The organism is Streptomyces coeruleorubidus, assembly GCF_008705135.1.
Lineage (GTDB): Bacteria > Actinomycetota > Actinomycetes > Streptomycetales > Streptomycetaceae > Streptomyces > Streptomyces coeruleofuscus.
The window spans coordinates 1170895-1197210 of record NZ_CP023694.1; the positions used below are offsets into that span (position 1 = coordinate 1170895).

At 71.2% G+C, this 26316-nt stretch carries 16 protein-coding genes; all 16 read right to left on the minus strand.

Going from position 1 to position 26316, the window contains the following annotated elements; all coding sequences use genetic code 11:
• Positions 1-10 precede the first annotated feature (10 nt).
• The 16 genes from CP976_RS05395 to CP976_RS05470 all read right to left on the minus strand — a co-directional run bounded on the left by CP976_RS05395 (position 11) and on the right by CP976_RS05470 (position 26124).
• Positions 11-904, minus strand: a complete 894-nt coding sequence (locus tag CP976_RS05395; protein WP_150479275.1) for a peptidoglycan-binding protein — start codon at positions 902-904, stop codon at positions 11-13.
• Positions 904-2448 carry a DUF6519 domain-containing protein gene (locus CP976_RS05400; protein ID WP_150479276.1) on the minus strand — a complete coding sequence of 515 codons (1545 nt, stop codon included), beginning with the start codon at positions 2446-2448 and terminating at the stop codon, positions 904-906. Before CP976_RS05400 ends, CP976_RS05395 begins: the two co-directional genes overlap by 1 nt.
• A 59-nt stretch (positions 2449-2507) precedes the next feature.
• On the minus strand, positions 2508-4667 hold the full coding sequence (locus CP976_RS05405) for a hypothetical protein (RefSeq protein WP_150479277.1): 2160 nt from the start codon (positions 4665-4667) through the stop codon (positions 2508-2510).
• On the minus strand, positions 4667-8488 hold the full coding sequence (locus CP976_RS05410; protein WP_150479278.1) for a putative baseplate assembly protein: 3822 nt from the start codon (positions 8486-8488) through the stop codon (positions 4667-4669). Before CP976_RS05410 ends, CP976_RS05405 begins: the two co-directional genes overlap by 1 nt.
• Positions 8485-11595: a putative baseplate assembly protein gene (locus CP976_RS05415; RefSeq protein ID WP_150479279.1), complete on the minus strand. Its 3111-nt coding sequence runs from the start codon at positions 11593-11595 to the stop codon at positions 8485-8487. Before CP976_RS05415 ends, CP976_RS05410 begins: the two co-directional genes overlap by 4 nt.
• Positions 11592-11984, minus strand: a complete 393-nt coding sequence (locus CP976_RS05420) for a GPW/gp25 family protein (protein WP_150479280.1) — start codon at positions 11982-11984, stop codon at positions 11592-11594. The genes CP976_RS05415 and CP976_RS05420 overlap by 4 nt, the downstream gene beginning before the upstream one ends.
• Entirely contained in the window at positions 11981-12325 is a 345-nt protein-coding gene (locus CP976_RS05425) for a hypothetical protein (RefSeq protein WP_086854391.1), read from the minus strand. The genes CP976_RS05420 and CP976_RS05425 overlap by 4 nt, the downstream gene beginning before the upstream one ends.
• A gap of 19 nt (positions 12326-12344) precedes the next feature.
• Positions 12345-12881: a phage baseplate assembly protein V gene (locus CP976_RS05430; RefSeq protein WP_020276139.1), complete on the minus strand. Its 537-nt coding sequence runs from the start codon at positions 12879-12881 to the stop codon at positions 12345-12347.
• Between the two features lie 85 nt (positions 12882-12966).
• Positions 12967-14106: a hypothetical protein gene (locus CP976_RS05435; RefSeq protein ID WP_150479281.1), complete on the minus strand. Its 1140-nt coding sequence runs from the start codon at positions 14104-14106 to the stop codon at positions 12967-12969.
• Positions 14099-14467 (minus strand): LysM peptidoglycan-binding domain-containing protein, encoded by a 369-nt coding sequence (locus tag CP976_RS05440; RefSeq protein WP_150479282.1) that lies wholly within the window; start codon positions 14465-14467, stop codon positions 14099-14101. Before CP976_RS05440 ends, CP976_RS05435 begins: the two co-directional genes overlap by 8 nt.
• Positions 14468-14476: 9 nt before the next feature.
• Positions 14477-15163 carry a hypothetical protein gene (locus CP976_RS05445; RefSeq protein ID WP_150479283.1) on the minus strand — a complete coding sequence of 229 codons (687 nt, stop codon included), beginning with the start codon at positions 15161-15163 and terminating at the stop codon, positions 14477-14479.
• Positions 15160-15831 (minus strand): hypothetical protein, encoded by a 672-nt coding sequence (locus tag CP976_RS05450; protein WP_150479284.1) that lies wholly within the window; start codon positions 15829-15831, stop codon positions 15160-15162. The genes CP976_RS05445 and CP976_RS05450 overlap by 4 nt, the downstream gene beginning before the upstream one ends.
• Positions 15832-15852: 21 nt before the next feature.
• Positions 15853-22749, minus strand: a complete 6897-nt coding sequence (locus CP976_RS05455) for an eCIS core domain-containing protein (protein WP_150479285.1) — start codon at positions 22747-22749, stop codon at positions 15853-15855.
• Complete coding sequence (locus CP976_RS05460) at positions 22746-23066, minus strand: hypothetical protein (protein ID WP_150479286.1); 321 nt, start codon at positions 23064-23066, stop codon at positions 22746-22748. Before CP976_RS05460 ends, CP976_RS05455 begins: the two co-directional genes overlap by 4 nt.
• Positions 23057-25147 (minus strand): ATP-binding protein, encoded by a 2091-nt coding sequence (locus CP976_RS05465; protein ID WP_150479287.1) that lies wholly within the window; start codon positions 25145-25147, stop codon positions 23057-23059. Before CP976_RS05465 ends, CP976_RS05460 begins: the two co-directional genes overlap by 10 nt.
• Positions 25148-25182: 35 nt before the next feature.
• Entirely contained in the window at positions 25183-26124 is a 942-nt protein-coding gene (locus CP976_RS05470) for a Pvc16 family protein (protein ID WP_150479288.1), read from the minus strand.
• Positions 26125-26316 lie beyond the last annotated feature (192 nt).

The window sequence follows — 26316 nt, forward strand, 5'->3', positions numbered from 1 at the left end:
ACCCGGTCACCTACTTGGACTTCGGCACCTTCAGCCGGTCCCAGGTGAGCTTGCCGGGGATGCCGTCGGCGTCCTTGCCGGAGAAGCCCTGCTTCTGCTGCCAGAGCGCGTAGGACCGGCGGTCGGCCTCGCTCCAGTCGGGGCTCGGCCCCTCCTCGTAGCGGCTGCACCCCTCGGCGACCAGGCGGCGGCCCATCGCCGTGATGATCGGGGAGCGCTGGCCGACGTGGAAGAACGCGGCGCCGGGGAACGGCTCGTAGGACGGCTTGGGCGACGGCTTGGGGTCCGGGGCCGGCTTGCTGCCGCCTCCGGCGCCCTTGAGCCGGTCGCGTATGCGCCCCCGCATGCTGTCCATGGTGAAGCCGCGCGGGTCGACCTTGCCCGGCTGCCACTCCTTGTGGCCGATGACGGAGCGCTCGGACCAGCCGTGGTGGCGGCAGATCGCCGCTGACACCTTCTCGATGGCCTCCTTCTGCGCCTCGGGCCAGGGGTCCTTGCCGTTGCCGAGGTTGACGCACTCGAAGCCGTAGAAGTGCCGGTTGCCGTCGGTGTCGGCCTCGTTGTCGGCCGGCAGCTTCGACTCGTTGATCACGGCGCGCAGGACGTCGCCGTCGCCGAGGCCGGCGTGGTTGGCGCGGCCGTTGCCGACCAGGTGGACGTGGCCCTTCTTGTCGATGACGCCGTGGCACAGCGGGCCGGGCAGGCTGGAGTAGCCGTCGTAGCAGATGTCGACGGAGGCGGCAGTGCCGGAGGTGACGGTGTGGTGGATCATCACGCCGTTGACCGGCCCCCAGGGGCCCTTGCTGTTGCGGTTGTGGGTGCGCCAGTTGCGGACCTCGTGGACGGTCAGGCCCTCGGCCCGGAGGATCTCCACCAGCTTGGACGCGCTCAGCGGCTTGGCCATCAGTTGTCTCCTTCCACGGCGGCTTCCGCCTCGGCTGTGGTCTGGGACCGCCCGTGGGAGGGGTCCTCGGCGGCCAGTTCCTCGCGGTGGGCCTGCTCCTCGGCGGCGAGCGTGGCCTCGTCCGCGGGCGGCATGCTGCTCGCCAGCGGGCCGAACGCCAGGCGCAGGTCGACGGCGCTGCCCTCGCCCTTGATCAGGGCCAGCGGGGCGAAGTGCCGGGCGATGCCGGCCGGGCCCTGGAGCAGCGGACGGCGGGCCGCGTCCACCGGCCACTCGACGCTGCCGGTGGCGGTGCGGGCGGGGACGATCCAGTGGTCGCCCGTGCGGTAGGCGCCGCCCTTGGCGAAGTACACCTCGACGCCGTCCTCCAGGGGCAGCCACTCCCCCTCAGCGACGGGAACCGCTCCGCCGCGCAGGGCGGTGCTGCGGCCCTTGCGCTTCGGGCCGCCGCGGTGGTCCCAGCGGCGCAGGTACGGGTTCAGGTGCGCGAGCCGTCCGACGCCCGGGGCGGGTTCGGCGGACAGGCGGACGCGGCGGCCCGGCAGGTCCAGCTCCTCGACCCGCAGCAGCGGCAGGGGCTCCAGTCGGGAGGCGTAGGCGGTGTCGACGAACTCCACGTGGTCGCCGACGTCCAGATCCAGCTTGTCGTCGTGGCCGAGGGACGCCAACTGCACCCAGGTGCCGTCGAGTTCGTCGACGGGGAAGACGACGGAGCCGTTCTCGCGGGACCACTTGAAGGTGGCTTCCTTCGCCTCGCCGCCCTCGTGGACCTCCACCCGGTAGAGCTGGTTCTCCGGGCCGCGGTAGCGGGCGTCCGGCTTGACCAGGCACGGGTCCTCGTCGGCGTGGTCGGGCCGCTCGCTGCGGGCGGCGAGCCGGGCCGAGGGGGCCGACCGGCGCTGCGCCCAGCGGGTGAACGCGGCGCGGACGACGTCCTTGGACGGGTCGGTCTCCTCGATCTCCAGCGCGGCGAGGGACAGCGGCAGCACCTGCCAGACGACCTTCAGGCGGGCGGCGGTGTCGGGCATGGCCGCGCCGAGGGCGACCTCGCGCAGCGCGGGGTCCTCGGCCGCGGTGACCGAGCGCTCCCACACGTTCAGGTAGACGACGAACGGCGTCTGGGCGGGCGAGGGCAGCCGGTCGCCGGGCTTCTCCGGGTCGCGGAAGCCGTCGGGCTGGTCCCAGTAGGTCCAATGCGCGGGCGGCTCCGGCGCCGGCTCCTCGCTGTCCTCGTCGGTGACGGGCACACCGGCGGCCGGGCGGCCGGCGTCGCACAGGATGCCGTCGACGTAGTAGCGGCCACCGTGGATGAGCAGGGTGTCGATCTCGTGCTTGCCGCCGACGTACTCGATGCGGAAGCCGGCGGCGTGCCGCGGCCCGCCGTGCGGTCCGATCAGGTCGGCGGCGAGGCCGCGTGCCTGGTGGAGCTGGATCTGAGTCTGTTCGTTGAGGTCGGCGTCGAGCTGGACGCGGCCCTGCTGGGCGACGACCGCGGAGTAGTGCCGCTCCGGGCGGAACGTGGAGCGGGAGAGGTCTGCGTGCATGAAGGGTGTCCCCCCTGGTTCAGAAGTGCGGTTCACAAGGTCGGTGGCGGGCGCGCGCCTCACGTCACAAAGAAGATCCCGGCGTCGGTGCCCGCGGGCGTGTACTCGGCGAGCCGGGCCCGGAGGCCGTCTTCGCGCTGCGGCCGGTACAGGTCGTGGAAGGCACCCATCTCGGCGCCGTCGTCCGCGCCGCGCCTGATCTCCTCGGGGCAGCGGTCGGACAACAGGCCGTACCAGGGCGTCCCGTAGCGCTGGGAGGTGAACGACGGCCTGATGCCCCGGGCCTGTTCGGGTTGGCAGCGGTGGCGGCGCGGGGTGCGGGAGCCGGTGGGGACGTAGGAGTGGCGCAGGCAGCCGATGCCGCGCCGGGCCACGTGGAGCCGGCCCGTGAAGACGCTGTTCTCGGCGATCTGCACCGCGTGCGTGTGGATCTCGCCGATGACGGTGGTGCGGTGCAGGTGCAGCACGGCGTGGGCGTGGCGGCAGTCCGGGGCGGACAGGGCCTCGCGGTCGTCGGCGGTGGCGTCGAGGACGCTGTCGCGGATGTGGATGTCGAGGGGGTCCTCGCTCACCTCGTCGCCGATGACCTCGATGGTGCCGAGGATGCTGTGCTCGATCTGGAGGCAGGCGGTGGTGCGGTCCAGGATGATGCTCGGCTCCTCGGGCGAGTGCGGCTCGCACTCGGGCTCCAGGGACCAGCCGGGCACGAGCGTGCTGTGCCGCAGGACGACGGCGCCCATGGCGCCCGCCACGTTGATGCCGCGTCCGGCGACGAGCAGCCCGTCGAGGACGACCCGCGGCCGCTCGTGCGGGGCGCAGTCGTCGGACACCGCGCGGATGTTGAGGGCGTCGGGGCGGTTGCTGTACCAGTCGAGGAGGCGGACGACGGGGCGGGTGCCCTCGGCGGCGCGCAGTTCGAGCCGGTCCCCCGGGTCGAGGTCGAAGTCGAGCTGCTCCTGGTAGGCGCCGCTGTGCGTGATCTCGATGATGCCGGCGGGGCCCGTGCGGTCGGCCCGGCGGTCGTGTTGCCAGGCCCGGTAGGCGTCCATGATCTGCCGGTACGGCTGTCCGGGGCCGACCCGGTACACCTCGGCGTCCGGGCGGGGTTCGCGGTCGCGTTCGTACTCGCCGCCGCCCATGTCGGCGGCGAACGCGTAGTGGTAGTCGACCCACACGCCCTGCCGGGGCGCGGAGCGCGACCCGAAGGCGATCCGGCCGAGCTCGGGGTCGACGGCCACCTGGCCGCGCTTCGGCCGGTAGCGCCAGTCCGACAGGTCGGCGACCACGATGTCCGAGGGCGGTACGGGGTTGTCCTCGCCGTCGAGGCGGATCACGAAGCTCTTGCCGGGGCCGTAGTAGTCGAGCAGCCGGTCGTGCAGGAGGCGGCGGGTGACGAAGGCCGGCACGTTGTCGGCGGTGGCGATGTGTGCCGGTGAGGGCTCCGGGAACGGCTTGGTGACCAGCGGGGTGTCGTTGCCGAGGATCGAGAAGGTGTAGAGGTTGCGGGCCCGGTCGATGCAGTAGGCCGGGCTCCGGGTCAGTGCGTACGCCTTCAGCCGCCACACGAAGAGCGCGACGCCGGCCGGGCTCCAGCCGCCCTGCCGGTGCCGTGACTCGGCGCGGCGGACGTCGACCGTACGGGCCGCGTTGGCGAACGGGCCGCCACCGAGGGCGAGTTCGGCGCCGTCGCGCAGGTCGACGAGGCGTCCGCGCGTACCACGCTCCCCGGTGCCGTACAGCTTCACCGGCTGAGTGTGGGCGACCTGCCGGGACAGTTCGACGGCCCGCGCGGGCCAGCCCGTCACCCGCTCGGACAGCTCCTCCAGGAGGTGCAGGGTGCCCTTGCGGCGGCGGCTCGCGACCGTGGCGGCCACGTCCCGGCGCGGGGCGATGGCCTCCGCGAGGGCGGCCCGGCCGCCGTCGTGCAGACCGGTGGTCAGGACGCGCTCGTAGCCGGGCAGGGTGCGGTAACCGACGAGGTCGCCGAGGTACGGCAGCACCCAGGGGGCGGCCGTCTCCACGAACAGGTCCTCGTAGCCCTGCTGGACGCCGTCGCGGACGCGGTCGATCTGCTCGGCGATCACCGCGAGCAGGGCGCGCAGCGGCCCGCCCTCCTCGGCGTCGCGCAGCAGGTGCCAGCGAGGCAGCAGTTCGGCGAGCCCGTCGGGTTCCCTGGGCACCACCGGGGCCGGCGTCTCCATCTGGGTGTCCGGGGACATCACTTGACCTCCGTCAGAATCAGGGTGTCCGCGGCCCGGGGCGACAGCAGTGCGAGCTGGGCCGGGCGGATGCCGCGGAAGACGTACACCGACCGGCCCTCGGGCAGGCGCCGGGTGTCGGTGATGTCGGGGTTGAGGCGCAGGAGTTCGGCCAGCGGCAGGCCGTACCGGGCGCAGATCTCCGAGAGCGTCTCGCCGTTGCCGGCGCGGACGGTGTGGGTCTTCTCGTCGTACGTCGCCGGGTGCGCGGGGACGGTCGCCCTGGGCGGGCCGGGCCGGGTGAGCAGCTCGGTGAGCTCCTCCGGGGTGGCGGAGGCGGGCACGCCGGTGAAGACGTCGACGTCCATGTAGTCGACGCCGGGCACGGTGTGGGCGGTGGCCAGCACCTCGGAGAGGCGGGCGGGGCGGCCCAGCTCCCGGCCCTCGAAGCCGAGCCGGTTCAGCAGGGCCTGCCGCAGGCGCGGTTCGACGATCTGCCAGGCGTGATCCGGGGCCACCTTCACCTTGGCGGCGATCAGCAGCAGGACCAACTCCCGGCCGTCCACGCGGACCGGGAGGTTCACGTCGCCGTACTCGGTGAGGGCGCCGCGCAGCGCGCGCAGGGTGTCGGAGTCCGGCGCGATGGGCACGTCGTCGGTGCCCGCGACCGTCACGTGCAGCACGCGCCGCCGTCCGTCGAAGAGTTCGCGCGCGGCGGCCCGGCCGATGCCGGCCCGGGAGCGGGCGAAGTCCTCGTAGTCGGACTCGGAGACCAGCCGGTCCAGGGCCGAGACGGCCAGCGGGACGGTACGGCGGGTCAGGCCCGGGCCGTCGGCGTCCGCGCCGCCGGTGGCGGGGCGCGGGTTGGTGACCGCGGTGACGCCGAGGGGCCGGGTGAGCGGCTGGGTGACGCGGCCCGCCGGGACGTTCGCGGCCTTGCCGGTGCCGAAGCGGTAGCGGGCGCGGACGTTCTCGTGTCCGGAGGGCAGCCGGGCGCCGTGCACGCCGTCACCGAAGGTCACGGTGGTGCGGCCGTCGGCCGTGGATCCGGTGATGTAGACCCGCTCGGTCGGGCCGCGTCCGGCGAGGCTGTCGACCTCGTGCCACAGCACGCCGTCGACCCGGATCTCCAGCACCGGCGTGGCGCCGAGGGGGTTGTCGTCGGCGAGCCAGGTCAGCGGGGACTGCCAGAGGGCGAAGGTCTGGTTGACGCGGTCCGAGTCGCCGCTGCCGATGGCCTCCTCGCGGCTCTCGCCGTGGGTGGCCTCGACGACGTTGCCGAGGACGCGGACCGTCTCGCGGCGGTAGCGGTGGGCGAGGTCGGCGGTGAGGGTGAGCCGGGTGTGGACGTGGTCGCCGGGGATCCGGGGGTCCGCGGCGGGGCCGGCGGCGGCGATCGTGACGACCTCCGTGGCCCGTACCCCGGCCGTGCCGGGGATGTCGCTGCGCTCGCCCTCGACGATGAGCGTGCGGCCCGGCCTGAGGCCCTCGTACAGCTCGGCGAGTTCGATCTCGTTTCCGTGCACGTCCTCGCCGAGCGGTTCGTCGGCGAGGCGCAGCGGCTCGCCCGCCGCGTGCACGGTGGTGTCGCGGATGTGCGACAGGAGCACGTCGAACTCGTCCAGCCAGGCGTCGGCGAGGGTGAGTTCGGTGCCGCGGCCGGTGATGCCGTAGTTGGTGTACGCGGCCGTGCGCACGGCCTTCACCTGGGTGGTGACGAACGCCAGCTTCGGATCACCGGGGACGCCCTTGTCGGCGCCCTTGGCGGGCCGCTGGATCGCCACCCAGCTCCCGCCGGTGATGCCCTCGTGCACGGTGTCGAGCTGGAGCGTGCTGCGGTTGACCTGCTCCGGCTTGGTGGCGATGACGATCTCGACGTTGGGTTCGGCCGTGCCCACCGTGTACTTGAGGCTGACCTCGTGCTCGCCGTGCGTGAACTGCTCGGCGGCGCCCGGCCGCAGGGCGATCTGCTCGGACGTGCCGTTGTGGACGCCGACGTGGACCAGGCCCTCGTCGTCGGGCCGCGACACGAACAGGGTGCGCTCGGGCAGGCCGGAGTGGAGGCGGGCCGTGACGCCGGGTTCCTGGGAGTCGGCGGGCCGCCGGTTGAGCCAGCTCAGGTCGCGGTCCTGGCCGGAGCGCACGGACAGCTCGACCTGGCCGGGACCGAGCGTGAAGGTGACCGGCTGGGTGACGGGCAGGTTCTCCGCGCGCTGGTCGGAGCTGCTGCCCTCGACGTACTGGAACTCGGCCCGGACCGGGGCCTTGCCCGCCGTGTCGTAGACGACGCGCATGGTCGCCAGCACCGCTCCGGTCAGCGGCCAGTCGGCGGTGCGGATGACCCGGCCGCGGTCGTCCTGGACCGGCTTGAGCGGGGCCGTGGCGCCGAAGGGGGCCGCGGTGACGCGCAGGGCGAGCAGCTCGCGCAGGAGCTGCGGGGCGCCGGGGGCGGCGGCCGTGCGCCAGGCCGAGTAGAGGCTGCCGAGGCCCGGGTTGAGGGCGGAGAGGAGCCGGGCGGCGTCGGTACCGGGGAGCTGACGGACGCCGGTGGTGCCCCGGTTGGCGGTGGAGCGCAGGGCGGGAAGTATGGCGCCCAGAGCATCCCAAGCGGCGGCGCGCGAGTCGCCCCCCAGGGGCGCGGGGAACTGCGCGCCCAGCCCAGACGGCGCCGCAGACGGCCGACCACCCATCGAGGCACCCACCTCATCCGCCTGCGCAGGCGCCAACTCCAGTGCCCGCTCCGCGAGTTCCGCCAACACCGCCTCCAACTGCTCGAACCACTCCGCCACGTCCTCATACGGCTCGGCCAGCACCTGCGCCTCACCGAGACGGGCGAGAGGTTCCGCGAGACGGGCCGCGAGCCGCTCGGGGGTCTTGACGTCCTCCAGGTCGGCCCGCAGCGGGGCGAGGACCTGGTCCTCGAAGTCCTCGATGAGCCGACTGACCGGACGCGGGTTGGGCACCTCCGGGGTCGGCGGCTCCTCCCCCGGCTCCCCCGGCTGCACCGGCGGAGCCGTCCAGCGCCGCACCTCGTCGACGAGTTCTTTCAAACTCGGCGGCGCCGACTGCGGCAGGGAGATCGCCGTGACGTCGTCGTCCCGGTCGACGCGCGTGTCCGCCACCGGCACCAGCTTGCGCTCGCCGCCGGCGCCTTCCCCGAAGACGAACAGCAACTGGTCGCCGGTCCGCAGGGAGTGCGCGGTGCCCTCGACGAACAGTTCGGAGCGCTTCTCGAGATCCCGCGGGGTGACGAGCGAGGGACGGCGGCGCCGGACCTTGAGTTCGTTGAAGTCCCAGCGGGCCGTCAGGTCCCGGCTGGTCTCGAAGGTCATCGACTCCTCGTCGGCGGACGCGGGCACGCTGTGGCTGCGCGCACCGCGCGGGATCAGCACGTTCTGGGCCTCGGCGCGCGGGTCGCGTTCGAGGGTGTACGCCACGTGCGTGGCGGCGGCGACGCCGGGGCGCGGCCGGTGTCCGACGAGCCGGCCGAGCAGCACCAGGGAGCGGTGCTCGTTGGCGGTGCGGACGTAGGCCTCGTCGGCGATGCGCTCGGAGTGGAAGGTGAGCAGGTCGCCGAGGACGGCGGTGGCGTCGAGCAGGCCGATCGCCGGATCGTCCGGGGTGCGGACGGTGAGCCGGTTCAGGGCCGGGTAGGCGGGTGAGGCGAGCCGGTCGAGCAGGGCGGCCAGGAAGGAGCCGTACTCCCCGACACGGTAGTCCAGCGCGGTGCGGCCGGGCGGGTTGTGCAACGGGGACGGCGCGAGGCGCTCGTCGTGGCCGCCGCGGCAGGCGCCGCCGCAGCCGCACTCGTCGGTCGCGGGGACCGGGTGCGTGTCCGTCATCGGGCACCTCCCAGGGATATCGCCAGCAGGCCGTTCTCCGGCCGGTCCGGGTCGTTGTCGCACGTGGCGATCTCCAGCGGGCCGAGCCGCAGCACGCCGTCCTCCCTTTCTCCTCGGTCCTGTCCGTGCAGCCGTCGCAGCCGGGTGACCTCGACGCTCGCCACTCCTGAGACGGCCGCGGCGACGGCGACCAGGCGGCTGAGCCGGACCGGTTCGCCGAAGGTGAGCGCGTCCGGGTGGAAGAAGCCGAGCCGTCCGCCCGGCAGCCGTCCGCTGCCGAGCACGCGGTACAGCTCGGCAAGGATCTGCCCGTGCTGGTGGCCCGGCTCGGCGCACACGGTGAGCGCGATGTCGAGCGGCACCAGGCGGGCGGGGCCCACGACGAGGTCGTGGCCGATGCGCCGGTACGTCTCCAGCGCCTGGGCGACCGAGTCGAGCAGCTCCCGCGACGGGGCCGCGGTGCCGTACGCGTCGATCGCGATGTGCGCCTCCTGGACGCTGCCGGTCCAGCGGAGTGCGGCCGCCGCTCGCTGCACGCCCGGCAGTTCACCCGCGAGGGCCGCGTAGTCCTCGGCGGTCACGGCGCGCAGCCGGGTGCGGCGCAGGTCGAGCGGGGCCAACTGGCGTACCTGCTCGACCGGTTCGGGCAGGGTGCCGCCCACTGCGGGCAACGGGTTGCGCACGGAGACGGCCGGGGCTTCGCAACCGCTCTGCACGACAAGGTGGTTGATGGCCTCGGCGCCGACGTTGCCGGCGGTGCCGCCGCCGAGCCGGTAGCGCAATGCCAGCCGGGAGCCGGGCGTGGGCTTGGCGCCGTGCCGGCCGTCGCCGAAACGCAGGGCCATACGACCGTCGTCCTCCAGTTCGCCCACGAAGTGCCGCTCGCGCGGACCGCTGTCGAGCAGGTCGCGGCGCGGCTCCCAGGTCTCCTCGTCGCCCTCGACGCGTACGGCGGGCAGCGCCCGGCGCGGGTGCTGGGCGAGTGCTGCGGTCGCCGAGCCGCGCAGTACCGTCTCCTCGGGGTGGAGTCCGGCCGCGTAGGCAGGGCCCCAGCTGTGCGCGATCTCCCAGGCGATGTGCCCGTCGAGGACGGTCCCCGCGCGGGCCCGGGCGGCGAGGACCTCGACGCGGCGCAGCTTCGTGTCGAGCAACTGGTCGCTGCGGTAGAGCAGTTCGCGCAGGGCGCGGACCGGGTGGCGGCGCAGTTCGAAGCGCTCCAGCACGTTCAGGCCGTAGACCACGGCGAGTTCGGCGATCTCCTTCTCGCCGAGCCCGTCCCGGTCCCGGGCGCTGCGCCACAGTTCGACCAGCCGCTGCCGGATGCGGCCCGGGATGGCGGCGATCCGCTCGGCCTGCCCGGCGGCGACGGTGCCGGGGTCGGGGAAGGGCACCGCCTGGGTGACGGGCGTACGGCCGAGGACGGGGCGGAAGCGGGGCGCGATGCCCGGGTAGACGGACTGGGCGAGCAGGGTGCGCAGCGCGGCGGTCTGGGCGTACGCCGTGCCGGGGACGACCTGTTCGTGCCGCTGCCCGGCGCTCTCCAGGCCGAGGCCGGCGCGTGCGGTGGCGCGCTCGCCGACGACCTCGAAGAGTTCGCGGACGTCGTCGGGGACGAGCGCCCGGCCCGACCGGGTCTTGTCCGTCAGGGCGTTGATGAGCCGCGCGGGCGCGTTGCCCTCCTCGGTGTCGCGGCAGCCGAACGCGGGTGGGTCGCAGGGAGCGACCACGGCGGGCACGGGCGGCACGGTGACCGTCTCGGGCAGCCCGGCCAGGGTCCGGCCGTGGTCGACGAGGACGACGTTGCCGCGGGCGAGCGTGACGTCCTCGACGGGCAGGCAGTCGCGTCCGCCGCGCGTGGTGAGGCAGAGCGGGAAACGCAGCGCGTCCCCGGCGGCCCAGGTGATCTCCAGGACCGGCTGGTCCTCGATCCGGTCCAGGCCGGGCGTGACGGAGGTGAGGCGGACGGCCTGGCGGTGGCCGGGGTCGGCGTCGCCGGGGGTGCCGGTGCGCGGGCCCTTGACCTCCTCCAGGACGATGACGTCGCCGGGCTTGAGGTCGAGACGGCGCTCGCGGCAGGTCTCCGGGTCCACCCAGGAGTCCCGCAGGGTGGCGGCGGTGGCGCCCTTCGGCAGGGTGCACACCTCGCCGCCCCACGTCCACAGCCGGATCGCGTTGTGCGCGACCCTCAGCTCCAGCGGGTCGGTGGCGACGACGGGTTCGAAGACCTCCACCGAGCCGCGCTCGTCGAGGTCGCCGAGCTCGCTCTCGTCGATGACGGTGCCCGGCTCGGGGCGGTCGTGTGGGTCGAGGCTGCGCACGTCGACGGAGGCGAAGCGGAAGGTGCCCGGGGCGAGCGTCCGGTCGTCCGCGGTGCGGACGGTGACGTAGGCGCGGGCGTTGCAGCCGTCGTGCATCGCGTAGTCGATGAGCCGCACGTGACGGCGTACGGAGACGCGGCGGCGGGCGGTGTCGAGGTAGGCCTCGGTGGCGACCGCGTCCTGCTGGTAGCTGATCTGGTCGCCGGTGTACGCGAGGAGTTCGACGAGGGTCGTGCCCAGGTCGGCGGGGTTGCGTTCCACCCAGTCGGGGGTGGTGAGCGCGAGGCGGTCCAGGAGCAGTTTGCGGATGGTGTCGTAGTCGCGGGCGGTGTAGTCGATGACGGGCGCGGCGGGGAAGTCCGGCTCCGGCTGGTCCTGGTCCTTGCAGTCGAAGGGGGTCGGGCAGTCGGGCCGGAAGGAGAACGTGGCGCTGTGGTAGCGCTGGTCGAAGCCGCGGTACGGCTCGGTGCCGGGCCGTCCGTACGGGTCGGCCTCGACGAGGGAGAGCCGGTAGCGGGAGGTGTCGCCTGCCTTGTCGAGGGTGACGTAGAGCCGGTCGTCGAGCTCGGGGTCCTCCTCGCGTTCGACGCTCACGTCGACGGCGGTGATGCCGGTGACGCGCCGGCCGCCGTCGATGCGGACGTTCTCGGGGCCGAGGCCGTGCGGGGCCTTGCCGAGGAAGGTGACGGTGAGCAGCAGGCCGCCGTCGCCGGCTTCGACGGTGTCGACGCCGCCAAGCTGGGCGGCCCGTACACGGGCCCGGCGGGAGGCGGTGGTGCCGGTGGTCATGCCGCCCTCCCTTCGAAGACGTCCTCGTGCCGGGTGCCGGTGGCGCGCAGGGCGTACGACAGGTACACGCGCACGACGTGGTCCTCGCTGACGACGTCGAGGGCTTCGACGTCGATGAGGTCGCCGAGCCAGCTCTGGAGCGAGGCCTGCACGGAGAGTTCGAGCGTGCTGATCAGCTCGGGGCTGTTGGGTGTGAACACCAGGTCGAGGAGCCCGCAGCCGAAGCCGGGGCGCATCACGCGTTCGCCGGGGCTGGTGAACAGCAACTGCTCGATCAGGTCGTGGACGTGCTCGCCGTGGGTGGCGTGCGCGGTGCGTCCGCGGCGGTCCGCGCGGAACGGGAAGGCGATGTCGCTGCGGGGGCGTGTCCCGCGGCTCGTGGGACTCATCGGACGGTGACCTTTCGCTGCGTGCCCTGGACGACGGGCGGTCCCTGCGGGACGAAGGCCGCGGTGAAGCACTGCGCGGCGGAGATGTCGAGCAGCACGGGCGCGCCGTCGACGGTGATGCCGCTGCCGCCCGCGGTCCAGCGGACCGTGACGCACGGCATGGGCACCCGGTCGACGGTGTGCGGGCAGCCGGTGACCACGTAGCTGTGCGCGGTGGTGGCGACGGCGGCTCCCGCGACGCGTACGCCGCCGGCCGGTGGGGTGGCCGCCGTGACGCGCCCGCCGTGCGGGCAGCCGATCACGGCGGCGGTGTCCAGCAGACTCCCGGATGTTCCGGACACGTTCTTCGTTCCCCCGTTCTTATCGCTTGGACGCGACGGTCAACTGGCCCTCGTTCACGTCCACCTGGTCGCCGCGCAGGGTGATTTCCGCGCCCAGGCCGTTGGAGATCACGATGGCTTCCTTGGTGATGCGGATGTACGCCCCGCCCTGGGCCTGGAGCAGGATCCCCTGGTCGGTGCCGGGCGGATCGCTCATCACGATCTTGTGCGCCTCGGGTGTCTGGACCACGACGGGCTTGGCCTGGGACGCCGGCTGGACGAGCCGGCGGGCGTCGGGCGGCAGCTCGGCCTGCTCCCCGTACCAGCACCCCGTCCACACCGGGAAGCTGGGGTCGCCCTGCTCGAACTCGACCCACACACCGGCCCCGGGCGACGGCACCACGAACTGGCCGGCCTGCGGACCCGTGAACGGCAGACAGGGCAGCGCCCAGGTCGACGGCTCGTCCCCCAGGACGTCCGGGACCTCGACGGTGATGCGGCCGATGTGCAGTGGATCGTTGTTGTCCACGACTCGGCCGCGGAACTTGCCGAGGTAGCGATTGCCGGGTGCCGCCATGTGTACTGCTCCTGGTCGTGATGATCGGTTCGGGTGGATCAGGGCCCTGACGCAGGCGCTGATCAGGACCTTGTGTAGGCGCTGCTCAGGGCCTCACGTACGGGCTGCGTGCTTCGAGTCCCTCTCGGGAGAGCGTGAAGTTCTGCCGGAAGGAGCCCGGGCGCAGGTTGTGCGTGACGGACTTGACGTAGTAGTCGCCGTCGTACGTACGGCCCGAGCCGCGCACGCCGACCAGCTGGCGCGGCTGGAGGATGTAGCCGTGCCGGTTCACGTCGAGCGAGCCGGAACCGGAGATGACGTCGGCGGACACGGCGGCCCTGGCGAGCAGTTCGGCCTCGGCCTGCTCCCGCTGCTGTTTGGCGGTACCGGAGAGCGTCTTGCGTTTCAGGGCGGGGGTGGGCCGCTTGCCGAGGGGCGGCCGCAACGGGCTGATCGGCGGTTGCGGCAGCAGGGTCGACTGCCGGGTCCCCGGGTCCTGCCAGCGGGCCTGCGGCTCTTCCCGCGCCGTCCCGTCGTAGGCGAAGGTCAGCTGGTCGACGGTGGAGTTGGCGTCCATGTTGACGTTGAGGGCGTGCTGGCGGATGCCCAGGCGGACCTCGGGCCCCCAGCGTGCGCTGGACTGTCCGGGGGTCGGTCCGGGCTCCAGGTAGAAGGTGTAGCCGTTGGCCCGCGCGAGGTCGTTGATGTACTGGAGGTCGGTGCCCGTCTGGTAGTGGACGCGGAGGTCCTGGTGCGGGGGCTGGGTGACCTTCTCGGTGTACACGTCGGGCCGGACGCCGTAGCCGGAGTAGCGGCGCAGGATGGTCAGGACCCGCTGCGACGGCGGCATGTTGGGGTACCGGTCCGTGCGCTCCTCCAGGTCCATGACGAGGGCCAGGTCCTCGCCGGTGACGGTGAGGGTGGAGTGCCCCGGCTGGTTGCTGGCCCCGACCTCCTGACGCACGATCAGCCCGTCGAACAGCACCTCGGGCGTGCCGCGGACGGTGACGTTCACGACGAGACGCGTCTTCGGATCGAAGAAGCCCTCAGGCAGCAGGGTGCGGTTGATGAGCCCGTTCTTGGTGAGGTCGAAGGCCAGCTGGAAACCGCTGCGCTCCCCCGCGGTTGCCGTGATCTGCGCCGACAGCAGGGCCTCGGTCACCTCGGCGGGAACGGGGCGCACCAGCTGCGGTCCCATGTGCAGGGTGACGTGAACGGGGCCGCGCCCCACCGGCAGTTCAGACACGCCGGTCCCCCCGCGGGAAGTGCCCGGCGAGCGGGATGTCGACCTCGCTGCCCGGCTCGGCGGTCAGCTCACGCGGGTCCAGTACGGGGTTGGCGTCGGCGATCTGCCACCACTGGCCGGGGTCGCCGAAGTAGCGCTGGGCGAGCAGGTCGGGACGCTCGCCGGTACGCACGGTGTGCACCTGCGTGTCCTCGCTCTCGTCGAGAGGGGGGAGCAACCGGCGCTTGGTGTAACGCACTTCGGTCCCGTCGGGCTGCCGGTGCACCCCGATCTCGGCGTCGTGGTAACGGCTGGTGCGCGGGTACGGGTGTGCTCCCGGTATCGCGTCCAGCGCGCTCTCGTACGGTTCGATGCCGGCCATGTCCGGTACTCAGCCCCTTCCCACCGCGATGTCACCGGGCCTGAGCCCCAGCGATCCGAGCCCCGCGGTGCGTGCCGCGCCGGCGAGGCGTTCCTTCTGCGCGAGGTGCGCGTAGTACAGCTCGGCGCCGGGGTGGCCGAGCGGCAGGTCACTGACGGTCAGCACCTTGAGGCCGATGCTCAGGGAGGCCCGGATGGGGTTGAGGTTGACGTCGAAGGCGGACTCGTTGATGGACAGCTCCGTCAGCCGCACGGGCATGACGCGCTTGCTGCCCCAGGTGAACAGGGTCAGCGGCATCTCGATCGGACTGATCTCGATGGTCCCCTTCTTCGACAGCCGGCTCGCTTCCCTGAGCTGCGCGGAGGTCGGCTGCACGAGCATTTCGAGCACGGCGAGCTGGGGGTGGATACCGTCGGGCGCGGCGATCTCGAACTGGTCGGTGGCGTCGATCTCGGCGGTGAACTTCCACGTTTCCTGAGCCGGCCCCTTGAGGCGGAGGGCCTCGTTTCTGTCCCCGCTCCCACTGCCTCCTCCGCCGGAATCACCACTGCCTCCTGCCGACTGGGGCGAGAGGCTGCGTTCCAGGGTGTCGGGGTTGAACTGGAGGACGATGATGCGTTGGGGGGTGCCGCGTTCGGGGTCCAGGAGGACTATTCCGGAGCGGATGGGTTTGGGGATGTCTGCGTAGCGGGTCACAGGCGGGCCTCCAGGCGATGAAGCAGGGGTTCGTAGTCACGATCCGGAAAGACTTGCCGGAAGTAACTGAGCATTTCCCCCAGATCTTTCGCGATGCCGCGAAAGGCGTCGTTCCTGAAGTCCAGGTCAGCGAAAAGATACTGCCACCCAGCAACCCCTCCGGTGGCAAGCAGGGTGTCAAGATACGTGGTGTAGTCGATGTCCAATGACTCCAACTTGAGCTGGTTCATGTCGTAGAACCAAATCTCCGATTCGCTGGTACCACCAGCCTGGAAGCGGATCCCCGTCATGCGCCCGGACCCTGGCGCCTCCTCGAATATCTTCAAGTCGCGCATCACTTCCCGCTGATCCTCTGCCAGTCGGGAATCCTCAAAGGTCACATAGTTTCCACTGAGGCAGGAGTGCAGACTCTTGAGGGCGAACTCGCCATCAAGGTAGTAGTCATCCCGGTGCCAGCGGACATAGACCCTTTCCGCCTGCAAGAGATGGGCTCCAGCAGTATCAGGAGGGGTGTTCGGGCTGACGGACATCAACTCCTGAAGTGCGGCGTCGACATCTTGACCACTTTGATGTTCGCTGCGCTCGTACTCATCCACGGTGAGTCCTTGAGTCTGCCCCATACGCCTGACGGCGTCATCAAGAGCAGAGTCAAAATAGCTGGCAGACATAGACCTTCCCCTTCCCTTCCTTTAAATATCCCAATTTATCTTGCCCGCTTCATCCAGCTCCTTGAGCTTGGCTATGATGTCGGCGATCGCCTTCCTTGAAACCTCGCGCATCGAACCTTTCCTGCTCTCCAGATATGTCTCGATGTCAGCAACTTTGCGGTAGACGGGATGAGGATCCGCCACGTCTTGACCATTCTCCGTCTTCATTTTCTGCTTACCGTTGCTGTCTTTTCCGGAGATGTATCGCGGAATCGTTATCGAGAAGCCGCTCTCCTTGCCGCCGAGGGAGTTCCAGATGGCATCCTCTCCAGCTGAATTAATGAGGAGCTGCCCGTGCTCCTCCGGCGTAGGGAGTTTTATGTCAGTGAAGGAAACCGATTTCTCCGGAGTGTCTATTCGAGACCAATCCGACCCCTTATCCCCAGTCTCGCTCAGTTGCTTGTAGAAGCCGTAGGAAGAGGTGATCGAGCTGGGGAAGCCTTCGAGCTTATCCCTATTCGCGTCCACGGTGTCGGGGTGGAATTCTACCCATGATTTGTACCAGATCATGGGCTTTTTGGTTCCGATGGCGTCGAAGGCATGGTCCTCCAACTGGGCCCGCATGGGGATATTTGTCGCGGGCCCGCGGGCAGGTACGAGGTTGTTATTCGACGGCATTCCACCCAACCGGTCGGGGAGCAGGTGCATGCGCACCCATTTACTCTCTTCCGACAGATGGTTCTTTGTGATGTAAGACCAGCCGTCAGGTCGGCTCCACGAGGCCGGGGCCTTGCCGGTGTTCTTGACGCCGCGACTCAGGTAGTCGGCTTCTATCGTGTCGGCTCGTGAACTGTTGAAGTGCGGCATCTCCGGCTCGGGGAGGCCGTCTTCCTTCACTTCGTCCAGGCGGATCTCCGGCTGGCGCTGATGCGGGTCATTGGGGTCACGGGTGCGGACCGCGTCCACCGGGTTCGACGTGGGATTGAGCCTGGCGATCACATCGATCTCCGGGTCGCCATGCGCTCGCAGACTCGTCAGGCGGTACCAGTTCTTCAACGCAACGAGGGACGCGTCAAAATTCGATTCCGCCATCCCTTCTCGCAATCTTGGGAGTAGATACGCCCGAATGCGAGCCGATATGAGGGCGAGTCGATCATCCAGGGCGTCCGGAGAGTCCTCGTTCTTGCGTCGGTCGTCTTTCTTGTCCTGCTTGCCGCCGACCGATTCCTTGTCCTTGCCGTCGGTGTCTTTCTTGCCCGAGCCGTCGCCGTCCTTCTTGCCCTTCCGGTCCGAATCGGTCTTGTCTTTCTTGCTCGGCCCGTCGGCGTCCTTCTCGTTCGACCCGTCGGTGTCCTTCTTGCCGCTCCGGTCCGAGTCGGCCTTGCCGTTGTTGCTGTCGGGCCCCTGATCCTTGCCCTTGCCGTCCGAAGCGGTGTCCTTCTTGGAGCTGTCCGGACCGTCCGTCTTCTTGGGATCGGGCGTGGTGGGCTTCGGCGACGGTGTCGGCCGGGTGTCCTTCTTGTCGTTCGTGCTCTCGTTCTTGGGGTTGCCGTTCTTGTCCTTCGACGTGGAAGGGGTCGGCTTGGTCGAGTTGTCGCTCGGGGTGTTGTTCTTGCCCTCGGTCGTGTCGTTCTTGTTCGTGGGGGCCTTGGGCTTCGTCGGCTTGGGTGACGGAGCCTGAGTGTCCCTGTCCATGGACTTGGCCGGCGCCCCCTTGTCCGTCGGCTTCGCCGGGCCGTCCTTACCCTTCGGCTTGCGGGGAGGGGTCTGGTCCTTCGGCTTCCCAGGACCGGCTTGATCCTTCGGCTTGCCGGGACCGTCCTGACCCTTCGGCTTGCCTGGCGCGTCCTGGGACTTCTTGCCGGGGGGCGGCGTGGCCGTCTGCGTCTTGGGGGGTGTCGACGAGGGCGCGCCCTTGTCCCCGTCCTTGTTGGACCCCTTGTCGTCCCCGCCCTGCCCGTCCTTGGCCTTGTCCTTGCCGCCGCCCTTGTCCTTGCCCAAGTTGGCGGCGACGCCCTTCAGTCGCGTCCCCACCTTCGACACGTACTTGCCGATCCCGCTGAGGATCAGCTCGTAGGCCATTTCCAGCAGGACGACGATGCCGGCCGCTATCGCCTTGGCGAAGAGGACGCCCGCGCCGCCCTGGCGTACGGACTTCAGCCAGGTGATGACCGCGCCGATGGCCTTGAGGATCTCGCCCAGTGAGCCGATCGCGGCCTGGATGGCCTCCAGGATGGCCGCGCCCCAGCCGGCGCCGGGGATCAGCTTCGCCAGCACCTTCGTGATGACGATCTCGCCGATGATGAAGGGGAGTTGGGGGACGATCGCGTCCCACACCTCCTGGGCGATCTTCTCAACGGTGAAGCCGCCCTTCATGAGCTTGTTCCAGACGGCTTCGGTCAGGCCGGTGATCTCCTTGACCTTGTCGTTGAACCACTGCTTCACGGCGCTCTTGACCTCGTTGAAGAGGTGGTTCTTCGCGCCGTCGTACGCGGAGTTCTTCGCGCCGCTCAGCCAGCCGCCCGGGTCCGAGAGGATGTCGACCAGGATCATCATGAACTCGCCGAAGGCGGCGATGAACTTCGTAGCGAAGTCGAGGATCGACTTGAGCGCGTCCTTGCACGCCTTGAGAACGTCGAGAAGCATCTTCTTCAGGACGTTCAGGATGTCGCTGAGAAGCTTCGCGATGGACTCCAGCAGATCCTTCATGATCTGCTTCAGCGCGTTGGCGAGCTGAGTGACGAACGCGAGCGCCGCGTTGATCAGGTCCGTGATGAACTTGCGGATACGGCGGGCGATTTCGATGACCGCTTCCACCAGGGACGTGACGAACTCGATCAGGTCCTCGATGAACTTCTTGATCATCTCGACGATGCCCTCGCGGGCCGCGTTGATCCAGCCCTCGACCGTCTCCTTGAAGCTCTTCAGCGCCTCGATGATCGCGTTCCGGGCGTCCTTGATGATCTGGACGACCTTGTCCCGCAGCTCGATGAACTTCTCTTTGATCCAGTCGAGCGTCTTCGACAGCCAGCCCTTGGAGTCGTCGACCTTCTCGTCCTTCTTCTTCTCCGCTTCCTCCTCGGCCTTGTCGCCCTTGTCCTTGATGTCCTTGTCGCTGGTCTCCTTCTCCGTCTCGACGTCCTTGTCGGTGTCCTCCTCTTCCTTCTTGACGTCGTCGCGGATCTTCTTCTCGCGGTCGGACTTCTTCGTGCCGAGCTTCTTCAGCTCCTCGTCCTGCTCCTTGGTCCAGTCGGAGCGCTGCTTGTCCACGTCCGTCAGGACGCCCTCGCGCTTGCCCGTCTGTTCCTTGGTGTTGGACTGGACTTCCTTGTCGACCTGCCGCTTGTGCTCGTCCTGGGACCTGCGGGTGTCCTGAGTCTTCTTCTCCCGGCCCTTGCCCATGCCCTGGCGGCCGTCACTGAGAGCCTTCTTGAACTGCGGCTTGCGTTCGTGCTCGGCCACTTCCGAGGCCGCTTCGGGCGGTACGGCACCGGTGCTCGCACCGCCGCCGCCCACCTGCGACTTGCCGCCCTGCTGGGCCGGCACCTTCCCCTCGAGCCGTTCCTTCGGCGCGTCCGGGTAGACCTGGTCCTCGCCCATCTTGCGACCGGCGTCGTCGGCGCCGGTCTCGGCGGCCTCCTGGCTCTTGTCGTCGGTGTTGCCGCCCTGCTCCGCGGCCTTGTCGTCGGCCTGGCCCTGCATGTCGACGCCCGGCGCGGTACCGTTCTGCGCCTCCTTCATGGCCTCGTCCTTGGTGGGCATCCCGGCGAACTGGGCGGCCAGGTCCTCCGCCGTCACGTCGAAGCCGAGCCAGTCGCCGATCCCACCGATGGCGTAGCCGGCCATCATCCCGATCTGGTCGAAGAAGTCCGGCTCCTCCATCTCCTCGGCTTCGATCTTGCCTTCCGGCTTCTTCTCGCCCTTGACCTCGGCCTTCTCGCCCTTGGCGTCCTCGGCGCGCTGTGCCTTGTCCTGGTTGTACTGCGCCGCTTCCTCGGCGTCCGGCTTGCCGTGCAGCGTCCTCGGGGCGCCGGAGGGGCGGTCCATGGCGGGCGGCTTGGACGCCAGTTGCCCGTGTTCCTTGCCGACGTCCTTGTCCACGGCGCCGCCGACACTGTCCATCGCCTCGACGGCCTGGTGCGGCTTGAGGTTCGACGCGGCGGAAAGGCCCTCCTCGGGGGAGACACCGGAGAGGTCCGGAGCAGCCTTGGACGCCTTCTTCCCCTTGGTCGCGGAGCCCTTGGAGCCTCCCTTCGAGCCGCCACCGCCGCCCCCACCGCGTGCCGCCGCCGGAGCGGGCCGGGAGCCGGATTCGCCCCCGCCGCCGGAGTCGACCCTGTTCTGCGGCTGCGGAGCCTGCTCCTTCGGGGCCTCGGTACGCGGTTCCTGTGCCCTCGGGCTCGCCTTCTCCGTGCGGGAGGAGGAGCGGGACGCCGTTCGTGAGCCGGAACTTGCCGTGTCCGGGGCGGAGTTGTCGCTGTCCGAAGAGGGGCTGGACGTCGAGCCGGACGACGGTGTCGTACCGGTATCAGCCGAGTTGTCGGAGCCGGTCGTCCCGCCCCCGGACGCGGAGCCTCCCGAAGTGCCGCTCCCGCCCTCGTCCTTGGGGCCCTTCGACTCCTGTGGGCCGGGGGACTCCTCGGGCTTCGCCGCTCCCGTAGCGCCCTCGTCGGAAGCCGTCTTCTCCCCTTCGGCACCCTTCTTGGCCGTGTCCGACGGGGACTCGGTCGCCGAGGTGTCGGAGCGGGCCTGCGCGGAGCCCTTGTCGCCGCCCGACGCCTTGTCGCCCGGTCCGCCCGCGGTCGGCGTGCCCTTCTCCTCCTTGGCGGCCTGCTCGGCCGTACCGCCGCCCGTCTCCTTCGAACGGTCGTCGGCCTCCTGTGTGTTGGCCTCGGCGGCGACCGGACCGGCCTTGGGATCGTCGCCCTGTTTCGGGTCCTTGGAAGCCACGCCCGGCGCCGGCTTCGGCTCGGGCCTCTCCTCGGGTCCGAGCTCGCTCTCCGTACGGCGGCTCTGCTCCGCCGCCTCCTCCTCGGCACCGGGCACGGGCGGGGAGTCCTCGGTGCCCGGGTCGTCCTTCTCCGCCGCCGCCTCGCGCTCGGCGTCCTCCTCGTCCTCCTGCTCACGCCGTGCCTGCACCTTTTCGGCCCTGGTCGGCGGCGGGGCCGAGAAGGAGGGGGTGGGCGGGGCGGAGTTCCCGGCGGACTCGTCGGTCTGGGCGGAGGTCGGCACGTTCGACACGTCGAGGTCCTGCTCGGGAAGGAAGTCCTCCGGCCTGAGTTTGATGTCCCAGGCACTCTCCTCCCCGCCGCCGACCTCCACCTCGGAGTCGCCGCCCTGGACGGCGGGCTCCTCCCGCTCCTCCTCGCCCTCCTGGTCCTGGGCGCGCGCCCCGTCCAGCGTGCTGGAGCGGCCGGGGAACCCCTCGTCCTTGCCCGCGACCTGGGGGCTGCCCTCGTCGCGACCGGGCTCGTCCTTCTTGGCCGCCTCGGCCGCGGCGGCGCTCTCGCGAGCCTTGGCGGCGGCCTCGTCCTCGGCGTCGGTGCGCGGGCCCGCCGCCTCGTCCTGGCCGGCTTCCTTCTTGGCCTGCTCCTCGGCCTGCTTCGCCCCGGCCCGGTCGCCGTCCTTCCCGCCGGCCTGCTTCCCCTTGTCCCCCTTGTCCTGCTGCTGCCCCTGCTGTCCGCTCTTCTCCGCGCCGGACTTCGCGTCCCGCTTCCCGGACGCCTGCGCACCGGCCGCCTGCGCACCGGCCGCCTCGCCTGCCCCGGCCTCCTGCCGACCCGCCTTCTGCTCGGACTGCGCGGCGGGCGAAGTGGGCTGCTCGCCGTCCCCCTTGGGCCTGGACGCGTCCCCACCCGTCAGCGGGTCGGAGTCCTTCTCGTCCTCGGCCTTCCCGGCGTCCGCGCCCGGAGTGCCGCCCTGCGGGATCGTGCCGCCCGCGTTCTCCGGCGTACTGCCCGCGGCGAGAGCGGTGTTCCCCGCCCCGTCCCCGTCCACGGACTGCTTCTCCGGGCCGGGAGCGGGCCCCGTCCGCTCGGTGCGCTGCTGCTCCTCCTGGGCGGCCTCCTGCTCCTTCTCCCGCTCCGCCCGCACCTCCTCGGCGGTGTCCTCCTCGATCTCCGGAGCGAGGAGGCCGCGCTGCCGGGCGGTGGCCTCGCTCTCCGCCCGGCCTTCCTCGTCGATCTCCGTGATCAGGTCCACCACGAAGTCGTGCTCCGAGGTGAGCAGCCGGTGTTCCAGGCGATCCAGTACGCGCTCCTGAAGCTCCTCCGAGAGCGGTGCCAGGGAGGCGCGGACGCGCTGCGCGCTGTCCGTCGGGTCGGTGCGGAGCGACCGGATGACCGTGTTGGCGAGGCGGTCGACCAGCGTGGCGGGGTCGAGGTGCTCGAGCCGATTGCGGTCGGCGTGGACGGTGGTGTAGCGCATCCACGCCGGAGTGTTGGCCTCCGGGGCGACCTCGGGTACCTGCTCGCCGCGCGCCACAGCCTGGGCGGCATCCTCGGCGGCGCGCTCGGCCGCCTCGTGCGGCGCGCTGACCTGACCCAGGTCACGGCCCGCCGCCAGCATGCCGCCGGCGTACGGGTGCTGGATCGTGTGCAGCAACTCATGCGCGAGCAGGGCGCGGCCCTGCTCCGTGCCCGGCTGGTACTGGCCCTCGCCGAAGAAGATGTCCTGGCCCACAGCCACCGCGTCCGCGCCCAGCATGCCGGTGAGAGCACTCGCGTCGCGGTCGGTGTGCAGGCGTACGGAGCCCAGGTCGTGGCCGAGCTGCTCCTCCAGCTCCCGGCGCACGCCGGCGTCCAGCGGCTGCCCTGCCCCGCTGACGATGTTCTTGGGCTCGGGCGCTCGGTTCTTCGCCGCGCGCTCCTTGCGTTTGCGGCGGCGCTCGGCGGCGGCCTGCTGGGCCGCCTGGGAGTCCTGAGCGGCGGACGCGGTCATCGCGTCACCTCCCCACGGCCCGAAAGCCCCGCGTGCACCGCGCGGGCCAGCTCCTGGCCCAGGCGGCGCGCGGACAGCCCGGCGGGCATCGAGGGCAGGCCCGACAGGCCGTCCAGCGACACGGCGCCGTCCGCGGCCAGCGGCACCCCGTGTTCGTGTACGAGACGGGTCAACTCCCGCTCGAACGACGCCGATACCCGCCGCGGGTCCACGGACGGGCCGAAGCCGTCCAGGACCAGCTCGCCGATGTCGACGCGGATCTCGCGCGGCTCGGGGCGACCGGCCGCGCTCTCCCGATGTGGCCCGTTCACACCCATCCGCGAACCTCCGTCGGCGTCAAGGAGCGCTCCAGCTTCAGGTATTCGGTCCGGGCCGCCGCGGCCATGTGCCGCATCTGGAGCGCCTCGCCCTCCTCGGCGGCCAGGAACGCCCCGGACAGGGCGATGTTGCGGATCGAGCCGCCCGCCACGGTGAGCTGGGCGAGCAGCCGGGGGTCCAGGTCCTTGACCGGTGCCTGCGGCGGCAGCACGCGGCGCCAGATCTCGGCGCGCTCGTGCTCGGCCGGGAAGGGGAAGTCGACGACGAAGCGGATGCGCCGCAGGAAGGCGTTGTCCAGGGCCTTCTTCATGTTGGTGGTGAGGACGGCGAGCCCGCGGTAGGCCTCCATCCGCATGAGCAGATAGCTGACCTCGAGGTTGGCGTACCGGTCGTGGCTGTCCTTGACCTCGCTCCGCTTGCCGAACAGCGCGTCGGCCTCGTCGAACAGCAACAGCGCACCGCCCGCCTCGGCCGCGTCGAAGACACGGCGGAGGTTCTTCTCGGTCTCGCCGATGTACTTGCTGACGACCTGGGAGAGGTCGATGACGAACAGGTCGAGGCCGAGTTCCTTGGCCATCACCTCGGCGGCGAGGGTCTTGCCCGTGCCGGAGCCGCCCGCGAACAGCGCGGTGACACCGAGGCCGCGGCGCAGGGTCTGTGCGAAGCCCCACTCCTGGTGGACGGTGGCGCGCTGGCGCACATGGGCGACGATCTCCCGCAAGACGCTCGTCTGCCGCTCGTGCAGCACCAGGTCGTCCCAGCCGGCCTGCGGTTCGACACGGCGGCCCAGCTCGTCCATGCCCATACGGGCCTCGTCCAGACCGGCCCGCCAGGCCAGCTGTACGGCGTCCAGCTCGTCCTCGTAGGGCAGTTCACGCCGTACGGTGGCGGCGGCGGAGCGCACGATGTGCGGGGGCAGCTGGAACTGCGCGACCAGCGACCGCAGTTCGCCGTCGTCCAGGTCGGCGACGCCCTGGAAGGCGTCCGCCCAAAGGTCGAGCTGCTCGTCGTCGTCCAGGCGCGGCACGGACACGCGGGTGCCGTGCGGTCGGTCGCTGCGGCGCGGGTCGGTGCTCGACACGACGACGGGTACGGCGGCCCCGGCCAGGAACGCCTCGGTCGCCGCCTGCTGGTCCCGGTCCAGCTCTCCGGCCTCGACCAGCAGCGCGGCGGGCAGCAGGATCGCCTCGCGCTGCCACAGCCGGGCGAACCGGTCGCGCTCGGCGGGATCGGTGGGGACGTCCTCGGCGCTCATCGTGTACAGGCCGAGTCCGGCGCGTGCGGCACCCGCGGCGGCGATGTCGGCGCGGCTACGCAGGTCGCCGCCGACCAGCTCGACGAGCAGCGGCGCGTCCGGCCGGGTGCCGTCCGCCCAGCCCGCCGCGACCCGGCTCGCGGCCAGGTCGTACGACGGCGGCAGCCGGTCCGGTACCGGGGTGCGGCGCGCCTGGCCGTGCAGCCGGGTGTCCAGGTAGGGCGAGCCGAGCAGGAAGTGCAGGATGCGCTCGTCGAGCCGGAGCCGGGAGGTCGTCAGCCGGGTGTCGTCGTCCAGTTCGACGATCCGCCAGCGGCGCAGCGGCGACACGGGGGTGAGGGCGCTCCAGTGGGGTTCCGCCAGGGCGGCCAGGGCGAGCGAGAAGGTCGGGTGGGCCCGCTCGGGGTCGGCACTCGCGGCGGCGCAGCGGGCTGCGGTCGTGGGGTCGAGTTCCTGGGCGGCGGTGAGCAGGACGAGGTCGCGCTCGAAGGGGGTGAGACCGAAGCAGGCGACGAGGGCGTCGAGGGGAGCGGTTCCGGGACCGGCCCTTTGGCCGTCGGGGTCATCAACGACTGCCGCCGTCGAGGTGTCCCCGGACGCGCCACCGCTGTCACCGGCCCGGGCGGCAGGAGCGGACCCGGAGAGCGAGCTCGACCCGGACGCCGAAGCGGCCCCAGACGCCCCACCGTCACCACCCCTGCCGCGCCCCGCATGCGCGTCGACACGAGCCAGGACACGCCGGATCTCGTCGGCCAGCGTCGGCCCGCCACCGTGTGCGGCGGCCGCCCGCGGCTCCCGCACCTCGTGCGAACCGTGCGCTCCCATGTCGTCTCCTCCCCCCGTCGCTGCCATGCGCCGCCTCAGTTCTCCGTGTCTTCGGCGCCGCCGGCCCGGCCCCCGGCGTCCTTCGTCTCCTCGGCGGAGGACTTGGCGGCGGCCTTCTTCGCGGTCGCGCTCCGGCGACCACGCGCCGGAGCCTTGGCGGCGGCCTTGGCCGGGGCCTTCGCGGCCGCCTTCACGGGCCCCTTGTCGGGAGCCTTGGCAGGAGCGGCCTTCACGACGGTCGTGTCCGCCTCCCGTCCGGACTCGGGCGGCTCGGCACTCCCTGACTCCGCGGGCGGCTCCGCGCCCCCGGACCCCAGGGCCGGCCGCTCCCCCGCCTCGGGAAGCTTCGGCGGCACCGGCGCGCCGGGCGCCCCGAACGGCAGCACCCGCACCTCGTGACGCTCCACCGGCTTACCCGGCACCGGCACCTCGCGGCCGTCGATGAACACCAGGGCGGCCTGGTAGACGACCGACAGCGTGTACGGCGTCTGGTGGAGCATCCCCCACAGCTTCGACGTCTCGTCGATGTCCATCACGGTGGGCGTGAACCGCACCCGCTGCGCCGCCTCGGCCAGGTTGCTTCCGGACAAGTGGGCGCGCTCGCCCGCCAGTTCGATGATGTCCTTCGGCAGGACGGGGATCTCGTGCAGCGTGCGCACGACCGACCCGATGAGCCGCTGCCCGACCAGCTCCGCCTCCTCGCCGTAGGCGCTGATGAGGTAGTGCAGGTCGAGCGGCGCGGCCGCACGCCGGACCAGGGTGCCGTCGGCGGCGCGGGTGGGCAGGTCGGTGTTGCGCTGTGAGGTGTTGGGCGTGACCTGGTACAGGAACACGGTGATGGTGGGTTCGGTCGGCGGGTCGGCCGGGGGCTTGCGCGGCTCGACCTTGACCGCGATGTCGATGTCCGGCGGCAGGTTGGTCTCGATGAGCAGGGCGAGGGCCTGGGTGACATGGGCGATGGCAAGTGCGTTACTCATGGCGTCCGTTCCCGGTCTCTCTGGTCCTGTCCTCGGTCCCTGTCATCCCGCTCGTCCCGCGGGCCGGCCACGTCGTCCTGCTCGTCCCGCCGGCCGATCTCGTCGTGCTGCTCGTCCCGCCGGCCAGTCGCACCGTCTTGCTCGTCCCGCCCGTCGACCTCGTCGTCCCGCTCATCCCGCCGACCGGTCCCG

What these genes read in the sequence shown, in the direction of transcription:
- CP976_RS05395 (WP_150479275.1), bottom strand. Translation starts at nt 904, where the DNA reads ATGGCCAAGCCGCTGAGCGCGTCCAAGCTGGTGGAGATCCTCCGGGCC.
- CP976_RS05400 (WP_150479276.1), bottom strand. Translation starts at nt 2,448, where the DNA reads ATGCACGCAGACCTCTCCCGCTCCACGTTCCGCCCGGAGCGGCACTAC.
- CP976_RS05405 (WP_150479277.1), bottom strand. Translation starts at nt 4,667, where the DNA reads ATGTCCCCGGACACCCAGATGGAGACGCCGGCCCCGGTGGTGCCCAGG.
- CP976_RS05410 (WP_150479278.1), bottom strand. Translation starts at nt 8,488, where the DNA reads ATGACGGACACGCACCCGGTCCCCGCGACCGACGAGTGCGGCTGCGGC.
- CP976_RS05415 (WP_150479279.1), bottom strand. Translation starts at nt 11,595, where the DNA reads ATGACCACCGGCACCACCGCCTCCCGCCGGGCCCGTGTACGGGCCGCC.
- CP976_RS05420 (WP_150479280.1), bottom strand. Translation starts at nt 11,984, where the DNA reads ATGAGTCCCACGAGCCGCGGGACACGCCCCCGCAGCGACATCGCCTTC.
- CP976_RS05430 (WP_020276139.1), bottom strand. Translation starts at nt 12,881, where the DNA reads ATGGCGGCACCCGGCAATCGCTACCTCGGCAAGTTCCGCGGCCGAGTC.
- CP976_RS05440 (WP_150479282.1), bottom strand. Translation starts at nt 14,467, where the DNA reads ATGGCCGGCATCGAACCGTACGAGAGCGCGCTGGACGCGATACCGGGA.
- CP976_RS05450 (WP_150479284.1), bottom strand. Translation starts at nt 15,831, where the DNA reads ATGTCTGCCAGCTATTTTGACTCTGCTCTTGATGACGCCGTCAGGCGT.
- CP976_RS05455 (WP_150479285.1), bottom strand. Translation starts at nt 22,749, where the DNA reads ATGACCGCGTCCGCCGCTCAGGACTCCCAGGCGGCCCAGCAGGCCGCC.
- CP976_RS05460 (WP_150479286.1), bottom strand. Translation starts at nt 23,066, where the DNA reads ATGGGTGTGAACGGGCCACATCGGGAGAGCGCGGCCGGTCGCCCCGAG.
- CP976_RS05465 (WP_150479287.1), bottom strand. Translation starts at nt 25,147, where the DNA reads ATGGGAGCGCACGGTTCGCACGAGGTGCGGGAGCCGCGGGCGGCCGCC.
- CP976_RS05470 (WP_150479288.1), bottom strand. Translation starts at nt 26,124, where the DNA reads ATGAGTAACGCACTTGCCATCGCCCATGTCACCCAGGCCCTCGCCCTG.